Origin of the sequence: Pseudodesulfovibrio sp., from assembly GCF_028692895.1 — a bacterium.
Taxonomy (GTDB): Bacteria; Desulfobacterota; Desulfovibrionia; order Desulfovibrionales; family Desulfovibrionaceae; genus Pseudodesulfovibrio.
Window position 1 is genome coordinate 25499 of the sequence record NZ_JAQUWN010000015.1, and the last position, 19978, is coordinate 45476.

General features: G+C 66.5%; 18 protein-coding genes. 14 read left to right on the top strand and 4 right to left on the bottom strand.

Annotated features, from left to right (window positions below; translation table 11 throughout):
• Positions 1–18 precede the first annotated feature (18 nt).
• Complete coding sequence (locus PHP91_RS05645; RefSeq protein WP_300138137.1) at positions 19–876, bottom strand: flagellin; 858 nt, start codon at positions 874–876, stop codon at positions 19–21.
• A 253-nt stretch (positions 877–1129) separates the two neighbouring features.
• Here PHP91_RS05645 and PHP91_RS05650 point away from each other — a divergent pair, with 253 nt between their 5' ends.
• The 4 genes from PHP91_RS05650 to PHP91_RS05665 are packed head-to-tail and all read left to right on the top strand — an operon-like array spanning position 1130 to position 5786.
• On the top strand, positions 1130–1840 hold the full coding sequence (locus tag PHP91_RS05650; protein WP_300138140.1) for a response regulator transcription factor: 711 nt from the start codon (positions 1130–1132) through the stop codon (positions 1838–1840).
• Entirely contained in the window at positions 1837–3759 is a 1923-nt protein-coding gene (locus PHP91_RS05655) for a TonB-dependent receptor plug domain-containing protein (RefSeq protein ID WP_300138143.1), read from the top strand. Before PHP91_RS05650 ends, PHP91_RS05655 begins: the two co-directional genes overlap by 4 nt.
• Position 3760: 1 nt before the next feature.
• The gene (locus tag PHP91_RS05660) at positions 3761–4303 is read left to right on the top strand and encodes a YfiR family protein (RefSeq protein WP_300138146.1); all 543 of its coding nucleotides are present in this window, start codon (positions 3761–3763) and stop codon (positions 4301–4303) included.
• Complete coding sequence (locus PHP91_RS05665) at positions 4296–5786, top strand: CHASE sensor domain-containing protein (RefSeq protein WP_300138149.1); 1491 nt, start codon at positions 4296–4298, stop codon at positions 5784–5786. Before PHP91_RS05660 ends, PHP91_RS05665 begins: the two co-directional genes overlap by 8 nt.
• Positions 5787–6456: 670 nt before the next feature.
• Here the strand turns inward: PHP91_RS05665 and PHP91_RS05670 are convergent.
• The 3 genes from PHP91_RS05670 to PHP91_RS05680 are packed head-to-tail and all read right to left on the bottom strand — an operon-like array spanning position 6457 to position 8661.
• Positions 6457–7407 (bottom strand): hypothetical protein, encoded by a 951-nt coding sequence (locus tag PHP91_RS05670; RefSeq protein ID WP_300138152.1) that lies wholly within the window; start codon positions 7405–7407, stop codon positions 6457–6459.
• A gap of 4 nt (positions 7408–7411) precedes the next feature.
• A complete protein-coding gene (locus PHP91_RS05675) occupies positions 7412–7546 on the bottom strand; it encodes a hypothetical protein (RefSeq protein WP_300138155.1) in 135 nt (44 codons plus the stop codon).
• Positions 7540–8661 carry a pyruvate carboxyltransferase gene (locus tag PHP91_RS05680; RefSeq protein WP_300138157.1) on the bottom strand — a complete coding sequence of 374 codons (1122 nt, stop codon included), beginning with the start codon at positions 8659–8661 and terminating at the stop codon, positions 7540–7542. The genes PHP91_RS05675 and PHP91_RS05680 overlap by 7 nt, the downstream gene beginning before the upstream one ends.
• A gap of 324 nt (positions 8662–8985) precedes the next feature.
• On the opposite strand from PHP91_RS05680, the gene nifH reads away from it, so the two are divergent.
• From nifH to PHP91_RS05730, 10 genes are all read left to right on the top strand, one after another.
• Positions 8986–9813: a nitrogenase iron protein gene (gene nifH, locus PHP91_RS05685; protein ID WP_300138160.1), complete on the top strand. Its 828-nt coding sequence runs from the start codon at positions 8986–8988 to the stop codon at positions 9811–9813.
• A 71-nt stretch (positions 9814–9884) separates the two neighbouring features.
• Complete coding sequence (locus tag PHP91_RS05690) at positions 9885–10238, top strand: P-II family nitrogen regulator (RefSeq protein ID WP_300138163.1); 354 nt, start codon at positions 9885–9887, stop codon at positions 10236–10238.
• Positions 10238–10612 carry a P-II family nitrogen regulator gene (locus PHP91_RS05695; RefSeq protein ID WP_300138166.1) on the top strand — a complete coding sequence of 125 codons (375 nt, stop codon included), beginning with the start codon at positions 10238–10240 and terminating at the stop codon, positions 10610–10612. Before PHP91_RS05690 ends, PHP91_RS05695 begins: the two co-directional genes overlap by 1 nt.
• A 26-nt stretch (positions 10613–10638) precedes the next feature.
• Positions 10639–12276 (top strand): nitrogenase molybdenum-iron protein alpha chain, encoded by a 1638-nt coding sequence (gene nifD, locus PHP91_RS05700; RefSeq protein WP_300138169.1) that lies wholly within the window; start codon positions 10639–10641, stop codon positions 12274–12276.
• A 15-nt stretch (positions 12277–12291) separates the two neighbouring features.
• The gene (gene nifK / locus PHP91_RS05705) at positions 12292–13668 is read left to right on the top strand and encodes a nitrogenase molybdenum-iron protein subunit beta (protein WP_300138172.1); all 1377 of its coding nucleotides are present in this window, start codon (positions 12292–12294) and stop codon (positions 13666–13668) included.
• Positions 13669–13783: 115 nt separating this feature from the next.
• The gene (locus tag PHP91_RS05710) at positions 13784–14956 is read left to right on the top strand and encodes a radical SAM protein (RefSeq protein ID WP_300138175.1); all 1173 of its coding nucleotides are present in this window, start codon (positions 13784–13786) and stop codon (positions 14954–14956) included.
• 27 nt (positions 14957–14983) lie between these two features.
• Positions 14984–15286 carry a (2Fe-2S) ferredoxin domain-containing protein gene (locus tag PHP91_RS05715; RefSeq protein ID WP_300138178.1) on the top strand — a complete coding sequence of 101 codons (303 nt, stop codon included), beginning with the start codon at positions 14984–14986 and terminating at the stop codon, positions 15284–15286.
• A 358-nt stretch (positions 15287–15644) separates the two neighbouring features.
• The gene (nifE, locus tag PHP91_RS05720) at positions 15645–17036 is read left to right on the top strand and encodes a nitrogenase iron-molybdenum cofactor biosynthesis protein NifE (protein WP_300138180.1); all 1392 of its coding nucleotides are present in this window, start codon (positions 15645–15647) and stop codon (positions 17034–17036) included.
• Positions 17029–18402 carry a nitrogenase component 1 gene (locus PHP91_RS05725; protein ID WP_300138183.1) on the top strand — a complete coding sequence of 458 codons (1374 nt, stop codon included), beginning with the start codon at positions 17029–17031 and terminating at the stop codon, positions 18400–18402. Before nifE ends, PHP91_RS05725 begins: the two co-directional genes overlap by 8 nt.
• A 25-nt stretch (positions 18403–18427) precedes the next feature.
• Entirely contained in the window at positions 18428–19696 is a 1269-nt protein-coding gene (locus PHP91_RS05730; RefSeq protein WP_300138186.1) for a radical SAM protein, read from the top strand.
• The last annotated feature ends 282 nt before the right edge of the window (positions 19697–19978 follow it).

Consider the following 19978-nt stretch of genomic DNA (forward strand, 5'->3'; position numbering starts at 1 on the left):
GGTTGGAAGGCTGTGGCCCTATCCGATGAGGGACAGCGCCATCTGCGGAAGCGAGTTGGCCTGGGACAGCATGGCCACCGCGGACTGCGTGATGATCTGCTGCTTCGTGTAGTTGGTCATTTCCGTGGCCACGTCCACGTCGGAGATCTGGGACTCTGCGGACTGCTCGTTGTCGGCCTGGGTCTCCAGGTTGGAGATGGTGGCCGAGAGGCGGTTCTGCATGGCTCCCAGGTTGGCGCGGATCTTGTCCTTGGACACGATGGCCGCGTCCAGGGCCTCCAGGGCGGCCTGGGCCAGGGCCTGGGTGGAGACGGCGCGCCCGGCGCTGCCGGAGGCCGCGCCGAGGCCGACGCCGAAGGCGGACGCGGTGCTGGTGTCGATGACCACGTTGTACTTGTCTTCGGCCGAGTCGTTGCCCGTGCCGAAGTGGACGGTCAGGCCGGTGCCGGAGAGGTTGCCGTTGAGCAGGTGAATGCCGTTGAAGTCCGTGGCGGCGGCGATGCGGGTGATCTCCGAGGCCATGGCCTGGTACTCGGAATCGATGATCAGCCGCTGGGCGCTGGTGTACGTGCCGGTGGCGGCCTGCTCGGCCAGCTCCTTCATGCGGATGAGCTTCTCATCGATGACGGAGAGGGCGCCGTCGGCAGTCTGGATCATGGAGATGCCGTCGTTGGCGTTGCGGACGCCCTGGTTGATGGTTGAGATGTCCGACCGCATCAGTTCGCGAACGGCGAGCCCCGCGGCGTCGTCCGATGCGGAGTTGATGCGGAGTCCCGAGGACAGGCGTTCGGTGGACTTGCTCAGCGCGTTGTAGGAAGCGTTGAGGTTCAGCGACGCGTTCGCGGCCATCTGGTTGTGATTGATGATCAGGGACATACTTTCCTCCTTGAAAGTTTGTGCATCCATGCGTGTCCGGACCCCCATGGCCCGAACGGTTTGCCCACTTATACGGAGGAAGGTGGCCGAAACGTTCACGGGGAAAATTTTACCTGGGAAAAAAGTTGCATCGACTGTATATGAAAGTGCTGACGATCTTTATGTATCTTAATGTTTTTTACATTTATTTATGAAAAAGTTGTTTCAATTCTTATTCTGAATACCTACCTTTGTCAGTATAAGGAGGACGCTTATGAACGAAATACTGTTGATCGACGACGACCCGGAGCTGGGCGAACTGTTGACCAGCTACCTGGGCGGCGAGGGGTTTCACCTCGATGTGGCCCATGACGGGGAACGCGGCCTGAAACTGGTCGAGGAGCGGGAATACCGGCTCGTCCTGCTGGACGTGATGCTGCCGGACATGAGCGGGTTCAACGTCCTTTCCGCCCTGCGCGCCGCCTCCCTGGTGCCCGTGGTCATGCTCACCGGCCGGGGCGAGGAGATCGACCGCGTGGTCGGGCTGGAGATGGGCGCGGACGACTACGTGGCCAAGCCCTTCCCCCTGCGCGAGCTGCTGGCCCGCATCCGGGCCGTGCTGCGCCGCTACTCCGCCGCCGCGGCCGAGGACGGCGAGGCCCAGGCCCGCCCCGCCAAGCGCAACATCGAGCTGGGCGAGGTGGTCATCAACCGGGGCGCGCGCCACCTCTCGCTGTGCGGGCGCGACGTGCACCTGACCTCCACGGAGTTCGACCTGGTGGAGCAGCTCGCCCTGAACGCGGGCAGCGTGGTGGAGCGCACGGCCCTGATGGAAAAGGCCCTGGGCCGGGGCGAGGATTTCGACGACTACGTGCTCAACGTCCACATGAGCAACCTGCGCAAGAAGCTCGGCGACGCCCTGGTCATCAAGACCATTCGCGGCCGGGGCTACCTGCTGGCCCAGCCCCAGGGGTCCGCCGCATGAGCATCCGGCGGGCAATGGCGGCGCCCGGATGGATTCTTGCGGCGGCCCTGGCCCTGTGCTGCCTTCTCTCGCCCCGCGCCGTCCGCGCCGACGAGCCGGACGGGAGCGACATCCAGGAGCTGATGGATATCCGCGTGACCACGGCGTCGCGCCGGGCCGAGCCCCTGAGCCGGGTGGCCGGGGCGGTGACCGTGCTTACGGAGGAGGACATCTTCCACTCCGGGGCGACCTCGCTGCCCGAACTGCTCCGGCTGGCGCCGGGCGTCCAGGTCTCGCAGATGGACACGGGCATGTGGGCCGTGGGCGTCCGTGGCTTCAACGGTCGACTCAACAGCAAACACCTGGTCCTCATCGACGGGCGGCCCATCACCTCGCCCGCCACGGCCGACGTGGACTGGGGCAAGGCCGTGCCCATCGGCCTGGTCAAGCGCGTGGAGGTGGTGCGCGGCACCTGGACCCACCTCTGGGGCGCGGACTCCTTCACCGGCGTCATCAACGTCATCACCAAGAACGCGGAGGAGACCCAAGGCGGCCAGAGCGTCACCCTGGCCGGCACCACCGGGGCCGAGCAACTGGTCCGCTACGGCGGGACCATGGGCGATTCCGGGTTCTACCGCGCCTACGTGGGCGGCGAATACCAGACCGGCAATTGGGTCACCGGCGACGGCGACGGCCGGGGCTCCACCGACTGGCGGCGGGAGCGGGCCGGGGTGCGCATGGACTGGGAGAACGCCTACACCGACGCCTTCTCCCTCCAGGGCGCCATGGTCGCGTCGAGCATCCGCGACAACGCCTCGGGCGATCACCAGGTCTACCAGCCGCATACCCGGCGCAACTACAACGGCTACGCCCAGCTCGTCTGGGACCGGGCCACCGGCCTGGACTCCGGGCTCAAGGCCCGGACCTCCTTCACCCGCGACGCCGTGTCCGTGTCCGACCTCTCCGGCGGCTCCAACGCCCTGGACGCCGAGCTCCAGCAGGCGGTGGAGCAGTGGGGCCGCCACCGGTTCACCTGGGGCGCTGGCTCCCGCTACATCTGGTACGACATCGAAAACGGCGACTTCGCCTCCTTCGAGCCCCGGCAGCGGGATTCGTTCACGTCCAACGCCTTCGCCCAGGACCGGATCACCCTGTTGGACGACACCCTCTACTTCATCCTGGGCACCAAGCTCGACTACTTCGGCCGGGGCAACGTGGAGTTCCAGCCCACGGCCCGGCTGCTCTACACCCTGGACAACTCCGAATACTGGCTGGCCGTGTCGCGGGCGGTGCGCGCGGACAACGAATGGATTCGGAGCGGCGGCTACGTCTTCGACCACCACGGGACCGGCTTCGCGGTCAGCCCGTCCTCGGACCTGACCACCGAAAAGCTCGTCGCCTACGAGGCGGGCTACCGGCAACGCCTCTCGAACGACCTGCGTTGGGACGTCTCGCTCTACTCCAACCGGTACAGCGAGCTGGCCATGCTCGAACTCGACCCCGTGGCCAGGACGGCCACCCTGGTCAACTCCCTCTCCGGCGCGTCCTACGGCATGGAGGCCCAGGTCAACTGGACCGTGACCCCGTGGCTGGGCCTGGTCCCGTCCGTGAGCACCGTGTATCAGGACATCTACGGCCTGCACTCGCCGCCCCAGGGGGACTCCGTGCCCGACCGGGGCCTGACCACCGAGTGGAAAACGCAGATCCTGACCAAGCCCCTGAAGGACGTCGGCCTCGACGTGCTCGTGGGCTACCTCGACGGCCCGAGCGGCCAAGACTCCCATCCCGACTACCTCCTGCTGGAAGCGCATGGCTCCTGGAAGGTCTCCGAGAGCCTCATGCTGGAACTCATCGCCCGGAACCTGGGAGGATCGCGCCGCCAATATTCCACGCTGCGCATCGGTCCGAGCGTCGACCTGCGGGTGACGTGGAACTTTTAAGATGGTCCGATCCCGCGTCCAGGCCACCTTCCTGCTCTCCTTCGCGCTCCTTCTGGCGCTCGCCCTGCCGTCTTCACCGGCCCTGGCGGGCGGCCCGGCCGCGACCGATCCCGACCAGCTCGAAGCCCTGTTCGTCCAGCGCCTGACCCGCTACGTGACCTGGCCCGAGGCGGCCCGGCCCGGACCGGACGGCCCGGTCATCGTGGCCGCCACCGACGCCCGGCGGCTCAGGCCCTACTTCGCCGACCTGCCCCCGGGCCGGTTCCGCCTGGTCCAGTGGCCCGCCGACGAATTCCACGTCCTGATCGTCAACGGCGCGCCCGGCCGCGAGGCCGCCGCCATCCTCCGGCGCGCGGCCGGACGCCCGGTCCTGACCATCGGCCAGGGCCCGGAAAGCCTGCGCCTGGGCGCGGTCATCGCCTTCCGCCGCGTGGGCGGGCACATCCGGCTGGAGGTCAACCCGCGCGCCGCCGCCCGGTCCGGCCTGTCCATCAGCTCGCGCCTGCTGTCCATCGTCCGCATCTACGGGGGGGCCTATGAGTGATCGCGCCATCACCCCCCTGGGACGCAAGATCATGGCCGCCATCCTGGGCTCCACCCTGATAGCCCTGGCCCTGGCGTTCCTCCTTCACCTGGGCCCCACCGTCTACGCCTTCCGGCAGGAAGTGGCCGCCCGGGTCTCGGCCCAGGCCGAACTCATGGCCGCCTCCCTGGCCGCGCCCGTGGACTTCGACGACGCCCAGGCCGCCACCGAAAACCTGGCCACCCTCTCCCTGGTGGGCAACGTGCGCGGCGCCGCCGTCTACCCGGACGAAGGCCCGCCCCTCGCCGTCTACGCCCAGGCCCCGGAACGCCTGGCGTCCGACCGGGCCGTCTGCCGCTTCGGCCTCTCCTCCCTGCGCGTCGCCTGTCCCATCCCGGCCCAGCGGCCCGGCGCGGTCCTGGTCATGGAGGTCACCCTGGAAGACCAGTGGAACCTGCTGCGAGACGCCTTCCTCATCGGCCTGGCCATCCTGCCACTCATCCTGGTCTTCAGCTACCGCCTGGCCGGACGGTTCCGCCACAAACTCGGCGACCCCCTGGGCGCACTCACCGCCGCCGTGCGCGACATCTCACGCAACAAGGACTTCACCCGCCGCGTCGACTACCGGAGCGACGACGAGATCGGCCTGCTTGTGGCCGAGTTCAACGCCATGCTCGACCACATCGAAGACCGCGACGCCCGCCTCAACCAGCACCGCGAACAACTGGAACGCACCGTGGACGAGCGCACCGCCCAACTGCGCGAAAAACAACGGGAACTTCTGCGCAACAACCGGCTGCTCAAGGCCGAAATCCGCAAGCGCGTCCGCGCCGAAATGATCCGCGAGGAGGTCGAACGCATTAACCGGCACGACCTCAAGTCCGGCCTGAGCCTGGTCATCGGCTACCCCGAGCTGCTCCTGAACGGGGGCGGCCTCAACCCCGAACAGGAACAATACGTCAAGCGCATCCGCTCCGCCGGTTACCGCATGCTCGACATGATCCGGAATCAGCTCGACATCTTCAAAATGGAAAAAGGTTTCTACGCCCTGAAAAAGGCCGACGTGGACCTCGTCGAGCTCCTCTGCGACCTCGAAGAGGAATTCCTCCCCCAACTCCGCACTTCCGGCGTCACCCTCGAAATGCTCCTCGACAACCGCGAAGTCGAAGGCCGCGAGGAATTCATCGTTCAAGGCGAACGCCAACTCCTGCGCGCCCTGCTGCGAAACCTCATCCTCAATGCCATCGAAGCCTCCAACCCCGGCCAACACGTCACCGTCATCCTCGACGGCTCCGGCCCCAAACGCGTCACCGTGGCCAACCCCACACCCGTCCCCGAAGAAGTCCGCCCGCGCTTCTTCGCCAAATACGTCACCCACGGCAAAGAAAACGGCACCGGACTCGGCACCTACTTCGCCGCCCTCATCGCCCGTACCCACGGCGCCGATATCGCCATGCACACCAGCCAGGCCGACGGCACCGCCGTCAACGTCGTGTTCCGGTAAGCACGGCAAGGGAAGGCCTCCGGCGGCGCTTGCCAGCGGGGCCGCCTCGCCGGCGGGGCGTCTCCGACGGCCAGGGCGCTGCCCTGGACCCGGCAGGGACGAAGCCCCTGCACCCCCATCTCCGCTGCGCGGGCGAGTAGCGTGGGGGTGGGAGTTGTTGGCGGGAGGATCGGCGGGCGGCGGCTGATCGGCGTCCGCGAAGACTCGAACGGTCCGCTTTCGCCCTCCGGGACGAAAACGGACCGTTCGAATCTTCGCGGACACTAGCCCACGCCGTGTGAACTGCTTGGTGAAGACTTGAAAAGCTTGTCGTTACGGCGTCTGAGACATTGGCAGAAGCGAGTTTCTTGATTTGAAGACTTGTCCTTTTCTTTTCCCCTAAAAACACCCCGGCTGGGGCCGAGGGGGCGGCGGGCGGTGTTCCGGCAAGCCGTACGTACTTCCAGCCGCCCCCTTCGGCCCCAGCCGTTAACCGGCAGGGCGGGGGTGAGCGGGCAGTCCGTCCCCGCGGGCGTGAGTCGCCTTATTGAGCTATGCCCCCGCGAAAGCGGAGAGTGGATTCCAAAGGCTCGCCTTTGGCGGGTCCAGGGCCGCGCCCTGGTCTCCCCGAAGGGGCCCCCGGAGGGCCGCCGGAGGCATTCCCCTTGCCGTATCCTGCGCCGCCGCGCGCCTACACGCCGCAGCGCAGGTCGGGCATGCCCATGGAGAGGCCGGGCAGGTGTGGTTCGGCGAAGAGGGGGGTGAGTTCCATATCGATGCTGACGGGCGGCTGATCGGGGAGTTGTCGGATGCGGGCGATGCCGCCGCCGAATTCGATGGTCATGGGGATGATTTCCCGTTCGCTGTCGCCGCAGAGGCTTTCGCGGAATTCGGGGGTATAGCGGGTGACGGCGCCGTCGGGGCTGACGGCTTTGACGGTGGTGAGGGTGGTGACGACGCGGGCTATGGAGCCGTCGTCGTGGAAGAGCAGGGAGTTGACGTCGCCGTTGACGCCCACGGCGTCGGGGTCGAAGGCGGTGATTTGGCCTGCGGGGGTGGTGACGGGGGTGGGTTTGGCGGGTTCGACGGAGCGCAGTTTCCCTTTGGGGGAGAAGCTGACGCCCATGCGGGCGCGGATGCCTCCGGCGGGTGTGGCGACCATGACGGATTCGTCGGGCCAGAGGGTGACGGAGCGCAGCGCGCCGTCGGGGTAGAAGCCCAGGCCGATGACGTGGGCGGTGATTTGTCCTGCGGGTGTATTCAGGGTGACGGGTTTGGAGAAGCCTTTTTCGTCTTCCTGGGCCCAGTAGCCGGAGAGTTTGCCGTTGAGGGGGAAGACGCGGTTGATGGTTCCGGCGGGGTGGAAGGTGACCAGTTCGGCGGGGATGGGCCCGGCGGGGGTCTTGACGACGGTCTGGTTCTCCAGGGGCAGGGATTTGAGGGCGCCGTCGGGGTGGAAGGTGACGGGCAGGACTTCTTTTTTGCGCAGGTCGTCGGTGGAGAACTGGGGCACGAGTTCGCCCAGCGGGGTGGCGAGGGGGCTGGCGGACGCGGCGGTGCAGGCCTGGGGCGAGCCGTCGGGGAAGCGTTCCATGTGGCGGGTGCAGTGCAGGACGCCGTAGGGGGTGGAGACATCTGGCATGGCGTTACCTCGCGGTGAGGGAGGGGGGCGCGGCGTGTGTCGCGGCCGGGGTGGCGGAGGGCGGCGCGGGCAGGGTCTGGGCGGTGCCGGACAGGAGGCAGAGCCAGAGGAGCGCGAAGGCGAGTTTTTTCATCAGCATGGCATATCCTTTCCGGCGGAGCGGGCGAGCCGGGCGAATTCGCCGGGAGTCAGGGGGCGGCGCAGGCGGTGGGCGTGTTCCCTTACCGCGCGGAGAAGGGTCGGGATGTCGTGGTCCTGGCGCGCCAAACCCGTCTGGTCCAGGGCGTCGGCGATGGCGGCGCGGCCGCTTTTGCCGCCCACGGCGACGGTTCGGCAGGCCCCGACCCGATTCGGGTCATAGGGTTCGAAGAGGGCCGGGGATTTGGTGAGCGCGTGGGCGTGAATGCCCGATTCGCAGGCGAAGATATCCTTGCCCGCAACGGCCTTTGTCCTCGGGATCGGTATCCCGGCAGCCTGAGAAACGGTGTCGCAGAGGTTGCGGATCGCTTCGGTGCGGTACGCATGTTCGGCCTCCTTTCTGAGAGTAATGTGCGCGGCCAGTTCCTCGGTGGCGGCGATGCCGGAGCGTTCGCCGATGCCGAGCACGGAGGCGTCGGCGTAGTCCGCGCCCGAGGCCAGGGCGGTGGCCGCGTTGGCGGTGGCCATGCCGAAGTCGTCGTGGCAGTGCACGGCCAGGTCGGTCTTTGGCAGCTCGGCGCGGAAGATGCTGACGAGGTTGGCCATATCGAGGGGGGTGAGAATGCCCAGGGAGTCGGCCAGGCGGATGCGCGACGCGCCCATGTCGGCGGCCAGGCGGGCCGCTTCCAGAGAGAAGGCGAGGTCCGCGCGGGAGACGTCCTCCAGCCCTACGGAAATGTAGGAAATGCCCATGAGCCTGGCGGTGAGCACGGTGGAGGCCAGCCGTTCCTTGAGGGTGTCGCGGTCGGCGTCCAGCCGTTCGGCCATGTGCAGTTCGGACACGGGCACGCCGATGTTGACGCGGTTGACGCCCAGGGCGGAGGCCGCGCGGATGTCGCGTTCGCGGCAGGGGGTCCAGACGCTGAGGTGGGTCCGTCCGCAGCGCGGGCGGATGGTCCGGATGAAATCCCCAAGCCCGTCCTGGCCCACCCAGCCGATCTCCAGCTCGTCCACGCCCAGGGCCAGCAGGCCGTCGACGATGGCCTCCTTGGCCGGGCCGGAGAAATAGGCTCCGAAAAGTTGCGCTCCTTCTCTCAGTGTCGTGTCGATCAGCATGTGTTTTCTCCAGCCGTTGGTTGTTGCTCCGTCTTATATGAAGCAGAAACGGTGCCAATGTTGGTTTTCCAGTTTATCCTATTTAAATCATTGACTTTATGAGCGCAACCCTGGTCGCGGCAACCTGCATACACTTTTGTGGGAAACTACACCTTTGTGGTTCCGCAGGGTGTTTTCCTACACATCTTGTCGGTGATTCATTGGTATCGAATTTAAATTAAACTTCTGTAAGAACAGTGTGTTAAGAGCTGCCGTCAACAATGGCACGTCCTTTGCCTTAGGGGGTTCATCATCATCGCTTTCAAACCCCATAGGAGGATTATCATGAGGAAAGTAGCCATTTACGGGAAGGGCGGAATCGGAAAGTCCACCACCACCCAGAACACGGTCGCCGGCCTGGCCGAGATGGGCCGCAAGGTCATGGTTGTGGGTTGCGATCCCAAGGCCGACTCCACCCGCCTGCTGCTCGGCGGCCTGGCCCAGAAGTCCGTTCTCGACACCCTTCGCGAGGAAGGCGAGGACGTGGAGCTCGAGGACATCCGCAAGCCCGGCTACGGCGGGACCTGGTGCGTGGAGTCCGGCGGCCCGGAGCCGGGCGTCGGTTGCGCCGGTCGCGGCATCATCACTTCCATCAACATGCTGGAGTCACTGGGCGCCTACGAGGAGTCCGAGGGGCTGGACTACGCCTTCTACGACGTCCTCGGCGACGTTGTCTGCGGCGGTTTCGCCATGCCTATTCGTGACGGCAAGGCTCAGGAAATCTACATCGTCTGTTCCGGCGAGATGATGGCCATGTACGCGGCCAACAACATTTGCAAGGGCATCATGAAGTACGCCGAGTCAGGCGGGGTTCGCCTGGGCGGCCTGATCTGCAACTCCCGCAACACCGACCGCGAGGCCGAGCTCATCACCGAGCTGGCCAGCAAGTTGGGCACCCAGATGATCTACTTCGTCCCCCGCGACAACGACGTGCAGCGCGCCGAGATCAACCGCAAGACCGTCATCGAGTGGGACGGCACCGTGCCGCAGGCCGATCAGTATCGCGGCCTGGCCAAGGCCATCGACGAGAACCAGATGTTCGTCATCCCCAAGCCGCTGCAGATCGAGGACCTGGAGCAGTTGCTGATGGAATACGGCATCATGGACGCCTAGCCTCGGCCGGGCGAATTACAAACGAAATTAATCAATTCAAAACGATATCAATCAAATAGGAGATCACTGAAATGATGATCATGATTCGAGCGATTGTTCGGCCCGAGAAAGCGGACGACGTGCTGGCCGCCCTGATGGACAACGGTTTTCCCGCCGTCACCAAGTTCTCCGTGGCTGGTCGCGGCAAGCAGCGCGGCATCAAGATCGGCGAGGTCACCTACGACGAGATCCCCAAGACGATGCTCATGAGCGTGGTCAACGCCGCCGACAAGGACTTCGTCATCAACACGATCATGGACGCCGCCCGCTCCGGCGCCAAGGGCGCCTTCGGCGACGGCAAGATCTTCGTTTCCGACGTGGATGACGTCTACACCATCAGCTCCGGCGTCAACGAGACCGCCGCAGCCAGCGAGGGGGCCGCGTAATGAAGGAAGTCATCGCAGTGGTGCGCATGAACATGATGAACAAGACCAAGGCCGCCCTCACCAAGGCCGGTGTGGACGCCTTCTTCGCCCACGAGGCGCAGGGGCGCGGCAAGGGGTTCGTCAATGCGAGCATCCTCTCCGGCGTGGAGAAGGGCTACGAGGAAGCGGCCGAGGTGCTGGGCGAGAAGGGCAAGCTCTACGCCAAGCGCGTCGTGACCGTGGTCGTCCCCGACGACATGGTCGAGGACGTCGTGGAGGCCATCATGACGGTCAACCGGACCGGCAAGCCCGGCGACGGCAAGATCTTCGTACTGCCCATCGGCGACGCCGTGCGCGTCAGGACCCATGAAACCGGTGAAAAGGCGATTGTCTAGCGCCGCTTTTGAAGGAGACAGCATACATGGCTAAGACGAAAAAGCTCGTGCAGCTCAAGCCCACCGACATCAAGGAAGAGCTTCTCGCGAAGTATCCTCCCAAGGTGGCCCGCAAGCGCGCCAAGCAGATCATGATCAACGAGGCCACGGGCAGCGGGACTGCTCCCGAGATTATGGCCAACGTCCGGACCATCCCGGGCATCATCACCATGCGCGGCTGCACCTACGCAGGCTGCAAGGGCGTCATCATGGGCCCCACCCGCGACATCGTGAACATCACCCACGGCCCCATCGGCTGCGGCTTCTACTCCTGGCTCACCCGCCGCAACCAGACCGATCCGGGTCCCGACGGCGACAACTACATGCCCTACTGCTTCTCCACGGACATGCAGGATCAGGACATCATCTTCGGCGGCGAGAAGAAGCTCGCCGCCGCCATCCAGGAAGCCTACGACCTCCTGCACCCCAAGGGCATCTGCGTTTTCGCGACCTGCCCGGTGGGCCTCATCGGCGACGACATCCACGCGGTGTCCAAGAAGATGAAGGAGAAGTTCGGCGACTGCAACGTCTTCGCCTTCTCCTGCGAGGGCTACAAGGGCGTCTCCCAGTCCGCCGGCCACCACATCGCCAACAACCAGGTCTTCACCCACCTGGTGGGCGAGAGCGACAAGGAAGAGGAAGGCGAGTTCAAGGTCAACCTGCTCGGCGAGTACAACATCGGCGGCGACGCCTTCGAGATCGACCGCATCTTCCACAAGTGCGGCATCACCTGCCTGTCCACCTTCTCCGGCAACTCGTCCTACGACCAGTTCGCCCGGGCCCACCACGCCGACCTGAACCTGGTCATGTGTCACCGGTCCATCAACTACGTGGCCGACATGATGGAGACCAAGTACGGCATCCCGTGGTTCAAGGTGAACTTCATCAGCGCCAACTCCACGGCCAAGTCCCTGCGCAAGATCGGCCAGTACTTCGGCGACCCGGCCCTGATCGACCGCATCGAGGCCGTCATCGCCGAGGAAATGCCCGCCGTGGAGGCCGCCCTGGCCGAGCACAAGCCGCGCACCGAAGGCAAGACCGCCATGCTTTTCGTCGGCGGCTCCCGCGCCCACCACTACCAGGACCTGTTCGGCGAGCTGGGCATGAAGACCCTGTCCGCCGGTTACGAGTTCGCCCACCGCGACGACTACGAAGGCCGCCAGGTCATCCCGGACCTGGTCCCGGACGCCGACTCCCGCAACATCGAGGAGATCGAGGTTACGGCCGATCCCAAGCTCTACAGCCCCCGCAAGACCGAGGCCGAGATCAAGGCCCTGGAGGATTCCGGGTTCGAGTTCAAGGACTACGAAGGCATGAACACCCAGATGGACGAGGGCTCCATCGTCATCGACGACCTCAACCAGTACGAGGCCGAGAAGCTGGTGGAGCTCTACAAGCCGGACATCTTCTGCGCCGGCATCAAGGAAAAGTACTCCATCCAGAAGTGCGGCGTGCCCATGAAGCAGTTGCACAGCTACGACTACGGCGGACCCTATGCGGGCTTCAAGGGCGCGATCAACTTCTACGCGGAGATCGACCGGCTCGTGAACAGCAAGGTCTGGTCCTACACGAAGTCCCCCTGGCAGAAGTCCCCCGAACTCATCGGCACCTTTGTGTGGGAATAAGGAAGGATAACAGACATGGCATTACTCAGACACACCCCCGTTGAAGTGATGGAGCGCAAGGCGCTGACCATCAACCCGGCCAAGACGTGCCAGCCCATCGGCGCCATGTACGCCGCCCTGGGCATCCACGGCTGCCTGCCGCACTCCCACGGCTCGCAGGGCTGCTGCGCCTATCATCGCTCGGCGCTGACCCGGCACTACAAGGAGCCCGTCTCCGCGTCCACCAGCTCGTTCACGGAAGGCGCGTCCGTCTTCGGCGGCCACGCCAACCTGCTCCAGGCGATCAACAACATCTTCACGGTCTATGACCCCGAAGTGATCGCCGTGCACACCACCTGCCTGTCCGAGACCATCGGCGACGACCTGAACCAGATCTTCGACAAGGCGCGAAAGGAGGGCAAGGTGCCCGAGGGCAAGACCCTGCTGGGCGCCGCCACCCCGAGCTACGTGGGCTCCCACGTCACCGGCTTCTCCAACATGGTCAAGTCCATGGCCATGCTGGCCGAGCCCACCGGCAAGAAGACCCACAAGGTCAACGTCATCCCCGGCTGGGTCGAGCCATCGGACATGGCCGAGATCAAGCGGTTGGCCGCGCTGGTCGGCGTTGACATCACCCTGTTCCCGGACACCTCCGGGGTGCTCAACGCGCCCCTGACCGGCGAGTACAAGATGTTCCCCGACGGCGGCGTGACCATCAAGGAGCTCAAGGCCTGCGGCGACGCCATGGGCACCCTGGCCCTGGGCGAGTGGTGCTCGGCCGACGCGGCCCGCTGGCTCGACGCCAAGTGCAAGGTGCCCTGCACCGTGCTCGACATGCCCTTCGGCCTGGCCGCCACCGACCGGTTCATCGACGTGCTGCGCACCGTGGCGGGCGTCCCGGTTCCGGACGCGGTGGACTACGAGCGCGGCCAGTTGGTCGACATGATCTCCGACATGCACCAGTACTTCTACGGCAAGCGCGTGGCCCTCTGGGGCGACCCGGACCAGCTCATCTCCATGTGCGAGTTCCTGGTCTCGCTCGACATGCAGCCCGTCTACGTCGTCACCGGCACCCCGGGCAAGTCCTTCGAGCGGCGGATCAAGGACATCTGCAAGGACCAGCCCTTCGAGGTCAAGGTCAAGGCCAAGGGCGACATGTTCCTGATGCACCAGTGGATCAAGAACGAGCCCGTGGACCTGCTCATCGGCAATACCTACGGCAAGTACATCGCCCGCGACGAGGACATTCCTCTGCTCCGGTGGGGCTTCCCCATCCTGGACCGCCAGGGCCATCAGTACTTCCCGACAGTCGGCTACAAGGGCGGCCTCCGGTTGCTCGAAAAGATGTTGGACCTGCTCCTGGATCGCAAAGACCGCGATTCCTCCGAACAGGCGTTCGAGCTCGTCCTGTAGCTTGAAAAGTCCCCGCGGCGGAGACCTTCCCCCTCCGCCGCGGGGCCCAAACCCGGCCCGGGCCCGGCCGCCCGCCCCCGGCGGCCCGACCCGAAAAACCCAAGGATGAAGGCGCATGACACCGACCGCCGTCTCATACGAGTCCCACCCCTGTTTCGGCATGACGTCCCGCAGCAAGGTCGGCCGCCTCCACCTGCCCGTGGCTCCGCGCGCCAACGCGCGCATCCGCTTCGCCCCCGGGGCCAAGGCCGCTCCGGCCATGCTCCCCGAGGAGGCCGTCTCCTGGCTGGAAGGCGAGCTTTCGGCCGGGGGGACCCCGGTCGGCATCGTGGGCATCACCGGCCCCGGCGACCCCATGGCCACGCCCGACGCCACCCTGCGCACCCTCCGGATGGTGCGCGGGCGGCACCCCGAAATTTCCCTGTGCCTGACCACCGTGGGCATCGGCGTGGAGCGCTATGCCGAGGCGCTCAAGGCGGTGGGGCTCTCCCACGTCACCCTGCTGGTGGACGCCGTGGACCCGGCCGTGGCCGAAGGCCTGTACGCCTGGATTCGCCCCTCCACCAGGACCATGCCACTGCCCGCCGCGGCCAGGGTGCTGGTGGACGAGCAGACCCGTGCCGTGAAGGCCCTCAAGGCGGCCGGTGTGGCCGTCAAGGTCAACACCACGGTCTATCCCGGCCACAACGCCGACCATGTGGAGGCCATCGCCAAGACCATGGCCGGGCTGGGCGCGGACATCATGGCCGTGGTCCCGTTCTGGCCCGGCAAGGAGGGCGGCGAGTTCCCGGCCACGCCGGACATGGACCTGCTGGCCCGGGTGCGCGACCAGGTCGCGCGCCACATCAATCTCATGCCTTCCTGGGAGGAGTGCGGCGAGGTCGTTTCCGGCCTGGAGAAGCGCCGGTCCCAGGGCGGCGTCTCCGCGACACTGCCCCGCCCGACCGGGGAGCGGCCCAACGTGGCCGTGGTCAGCGCGAACGGTATCGACGTGGACCTGCACCTGGGCCAGGCGGCCAGGGTGCTCATCTACGGTCCGCGCGAGGACAGGCTGCCCTGCCTGCTCGAGGTGCGCGACGCGCCGGATGCGGGCACGGGCGCCGCCCGCTGGCAGGAACTCGGCGAGCTGCTCGCCGACTGCTTCGTCCTCCTGGCGGCCAGCGCCGGGCCGAGCCCGCGCGAGCTGCTGGCCCGCGGCGGGCTGACGGTCATGATTACCGATGGTGAGATCGCCCCCACCGTGGACGTTCTCTACGGCGGCGGGAAAGGCAAGAAGTGCAAGAAGTAAAACACGACATCACGAGGAGTTGAAGAAATGGCTGTACCCCAGAGAATGATCATTTGCTGCCAGTCCTTCCGCGCCGCGGGCGACAAGAAGGGCATCTGCCACAAGCAGAGCGAGGGATTCCTCCAGTACATCGAGGAGGAGATCCTGGATCGCGGCATGGACGCGCTGGTGGTGGCCTCCACCTGCCTCAAGCAGTGTGAAAACGGCCCCATCATGGTTGTCCAGCCCGACAACTACTGGTTCAAGGGCGTGGATTCCGAGGAAGCCATCGATGCGATTTTGGACGGCCTCGAAGACGGCGAAGCCTGCGCCGACTACCTGCTGTCCTAGGCGAAAGAGAGTCGCCCGATGCCCGAAGCCGCCGTCATCCGTTCCTCAAGCGCAGCCTGCCCGCGTCCCCTGGCGCGGCGCGGCGGCCCGGAACTGATGCCGAACAACGGTCGGGGACGCATCCCGGCCGCCCGCACCGTCGACAGGACTGTGGTCGGCGAGCGCACGGGGCGGTTGACGCACTCCACGGCTGAAGGCGGTCCCGCCGCTCCCTTCGGGGAGGTCCGGCGGGGCCAGGGCGGGGGCGGAACGCGCCGGGAAGCGGGTCCGGAGCCCGCGCTCCCCGAAGGCGCAAGGACCATATATCCCCAAGTCCCGGCTCGCCGGGCGTAACCGACTGTTCCAAAAGGGGGAAGCCATGACGGAAACGACAACCATACTCGAAGAGAGAAAGGACCAGATCCACCTCACCGGCCAGGGCGCCATCGACATCGCCTGCAACCGGGAATCGCTGGCCGGGGCCGTGAGCCAGCGCGCCTGCGTCTTCTGCGGATCGCGCGTGGTCCTGTATCCCATCGCCGACGCCCTGCACCTGGTGCACGGGCCCATCGGCTGCGCGGTCTACACCTGGGACATCCGTGGCTCGCTCTCCAGCGGCCCGATGCTGCACCGGCTCTCCTTTTCCACCGACCTCCAGGAGACCGACGTGATTTTCGGCGGCGAGAAGAAGCTCGAAGCCGCCCTCATCGAACTCATCGACCGCCACCACCCCAACGCGGCCTTCGTCTACTCCACCTGCATCGTCGGCATCATCGGCGACGACGTGGAGGCGGTCTGCCGCCGGGTCGGCGAGCAAAAGGGCATCCCGGTCCTGCCGGTCCAGTCCGAGGGGTTCAAGGGCAACAAGCGGGCCGGGTACGAGGCCGCGTGCAAGGCCATGTTCAAGCTGGTCGGCACCGGCGACGTCGGCGACGTCCCGCCCGTTTCCGTGAACATCCTGGGCGACTTCAACCTGGCGGGCGAGATCTGGATCATCCGCGACTATCTCGAACGGATGGGCGTCCAGGTGGTGGCCAACATCACCGGCGACGGCCGGGTGGCCGACATCCGCCGCTGCCACGGCGCGGCCCTGAACCTGGTGCAGTGCTCCGGCGCGACCATGGAGCTGGCCAAGATGATGGAGGAGCAGTACGGCACGCCGTTTGAGCGCGTCTCCTACCTCGGCATCGAGGACATGGCCGAATCCCTCTACAAGGTGGCCGACTTCTTCAAGGACAAGGACCCCGGCATCGTCGAGCGCACCCAGAAGCTGGTCAAGGAGGAGCTGGAGAGGCTCATGCCCGAGCTGGCCCGCTACCGCAAGGACCTGGAGGGCAAGAAGGTCGCCATGTACGTGGGCGGCTCCTTCAAGGCCTTCTCCCTGGTCAAGGCGTTCCGCCACCTGGGCATGAAGGTGGTCATGGTCGGCTCTCAGACCGGCACCAAGGAGGACTACGCCGAACTGGAGCAGATCACCGATCCCGGCACGGTCATCATCGACGACGCCAACCCGCTCGAACTCTCCCACTTCATCAAGGAGAAGGACGTGGACGTGTTCGTGGGCGGGGTCAAGGAACGGCCCATCGCCTACAAGCTGGGCGTTGGCTTCTGCGACCACAACCACGAGCGCAAGGAGGCCCTGGAGGGGTTCGTGGGCATGCTCAACTTCGCCCGCGAAATTCACTCCTCGGCCATGTCCCCGGTCTGGCGGTTCGCGCCCCGTCGCGCCAACCGCATCGCCGCCGAAAAGAAGGAGGCCGTCAATGAGTAGCGCCGCCATCATCCGGAAGAAGCCCAATTTCGTCTCCACCACCAACGCCTGCAAGCTCTGCACGCCCCTCGGGGCCTCCCTGGCCTTCCGGGGCGTGGAGGGGGCCATACCCTTCCTGCACGGCTCCCAGGGCTGCGCCACCTACATGCGGCGCTACATCATCTCCCACTTCCGCGAGCCCGTGGACATCGCGTCCTCGGCCCTGGGCGAGAAGCAGGCCATCTACGGCGGCGGGCCCAACCTCAAGAAGGGCATCCTCAACGTGATGAAGAAGTACGAGCCCGCCCTGGTCGGCATCGCCACCACCTGCCTGACCGAGACCATCGGCGACGACGTGCCCCGCGCGCTTCTCGAATTCAAGAACGAATTCGGCGACCTGGACCTGCCCGAGACCGTCTACGTCAACACCCCGAGCTACAGCGGCACCCACATGGACGGCTGGCACGGCGCGGTCCGCTCCCTGGTGACACAGCTCTGCACCGGGAAGACGCCGGACAACGGCCGGGTCAACATCCTCCCGAGCCTGGTCTCCTGCGAGGACGTCCGCCACCTCTTCGACATCTGCCGCGACTTCGGGATCAAGGCCACCATCCTGCCCGACATCTCCGAGACCCTCGACGGCCCGGCCCTGGAGGACTACGTCAGGATTCCCACCGGCGGCACGCCCATCAGCGAGATCAAGGAGATGTCCGGCGCCCGCGCGACCATCGAGTTCGGCCGCTGCATGCCCCCCCAGTCCGGCGGAACCAGCCTGGAGGACCGCTTCGGCGTGCCCAACCACCGCATCGGCCTGCCCATGGGCCTGCGCGAGTCCGACCGCTTCTTCGAGACCCTGGAGGACGTCTCCGGCACGCCCATGCCCCGGCGCTACGAGCTGGAGCGCGGCCGGTTGGTGGACGCCTACGTGGACGGCCACAAGTACATTTTCGGCAAGCGGGCCGTGGTCTACGGCGAGGAGGACCTGGTGGTCGGGCTGACCGCCTTCCTGTCCGAAATCGGCGTGGACGTGGTCCTGGCCGGCACCGGCGCGCGCAGGAAGGGGCTCTCCGAGGCCATCGCCCGGGTCACCGACGGCGTGGCCCGCATCGCTCCCGAGGTGCGCGAGGGCGTGGACTTCCACGACATCGCGGCCGAGGCCGGAACCCTGGCCCCGGACCTGCTCGTGGGCCATTCCAAGGGCTACCGGTACGCCAAGGAGTGGAACGTGCCGCTCGTCCGGGTGGGCTTCCCCATCCACGACCGTTTCGGCGGCCAGCGCACGCCGACCCTCGGCTACAAGGGCGCGCTCACGCTCTTCGACCGCGTGGTCAACGCCGTGCTCGAAAAGAAGCAGTCCGATTCCCCCATCGGCTACGGATACCTCTAAACCGGAAGGATTTCAGGAGACCGCCATGATAAAGGATACCACCCGCCACCCGTGCTTCAACAAGGAATCCGCCGGTAGCTGCGGCCGCGTCCATCTCCCGGTCGCGCCCAAGTGCAACATCCAGTGCAACTACTGCAACCGCAAGTACGACTGCGTCAACGAGTCGCGCCCCGGCGTGACCAGCGGGGTGCTGAAGCCCTTCCAGGCCGCCGAATACATGCACAAGGTCCTGGAGAAGGAGCCGCGCATCACCGTGGCGGGCATCGCCGGTCCAGGCGACCCCTTCGCCAACCCGGCCGAGACCCTGGAGACCATGCGCCTCATCAACGCCGAGCACCCCGGACTGCTCTACTGCCTGTCCACCAACGGCATGGGCATCCTGCCGTACCTGGACGACATCGCCGAGATCGGCGTCTCCCACGTCACCATCACCATCTCGGCCGTGGACCCGGCCATCGGCGCCCGGATTTACGCCTGGGTCAAGGACGGCAACGTGGTCTATCGCGGCGAGCAGGGCGCGGCTCTGCTGCTGGAGCGCCAGATAGCGGCCATCAAGGGCCTCAAGGAGCGCGGCGTCACCGTCAAGATCAACTCCATCGTCATCCCCGGCGTCAACGATCACCACATCGTGGAGGTGGCCAGGGTCTGCGCCGGGCTGGGCGCGGACATCCAGAACATGATCCCGCTCAAGCCCACGGCCGACACCCCCTTCGCCCACCTGCCCGAGCCCGGAAGCGAGACCGTCCTGCCCCTGCGCAAGGAGGCGGGCAAGGTCATCGCCCAGATGACCCACTGCCGCCGCTGCCGCGCCGACGCCGTCGGCCTGCTCGGCGACGACCAGTCGGCCGCCCTGTGCGGCGCCCTCCAGGCCTGCTCCAAGCTCAAGCCCCTGGAGGCCAACGCCTCGAAGCCTTACGTGGCCGTGGCCACCCGCGAGGGCATGCTCGTCAACCAGCACCTGGGCGAGGCCAAGTCCTTTCAGATCTGGGGCGAGGCCGAGGGCGGCATCTACCGGCTCATCGGCGAGCGCCCGGCCCCGGACGCGGGCTGCGGCCCCAAGCGCTGGACCAGCCTGGCCGCCACTCTGCACGACTGCCGCGCCGTGCTCTGCGCCGCCGTGGGCGAGACGCCCAGGCTCATGCTGGAGGAGCACGGCATCGCCGCCCACGTGGTGGACGGCTTCATCCAGGATTCCCTGCGCGCCGTGTTCACCGGCGGAGACCTGCGCCTGTTCAAGGGACGCCGCGCCGGAATCGGCGGGGCCTGCACCGGCACCGGCGGCGGCTGCGGCTAGGGCCGGATATCGGCACGATGGCTGCGTTGCCGCGCTTCGGCCGGACCCTTGCGCAGGAGGACTGCGCCGCGGCCCCGGCCGAAGCTTGCGCCTTGCCCTCGCACCGATCTCCGGCCCTAGCCGGGATCGGAGGGGCGCGCTGGCTGAGATGGTCGCGATGGCTGCGTTGCCGCGCTTCGGCCGGACCCTTGCGCAGGAGGACTGCGCCGCGGCCCCGGCCGAAGCTTGCGCCTTGCCCTCGCACCGATCTCCGGCCCTAGCCGGGATCGGAGGGGCGCGCTG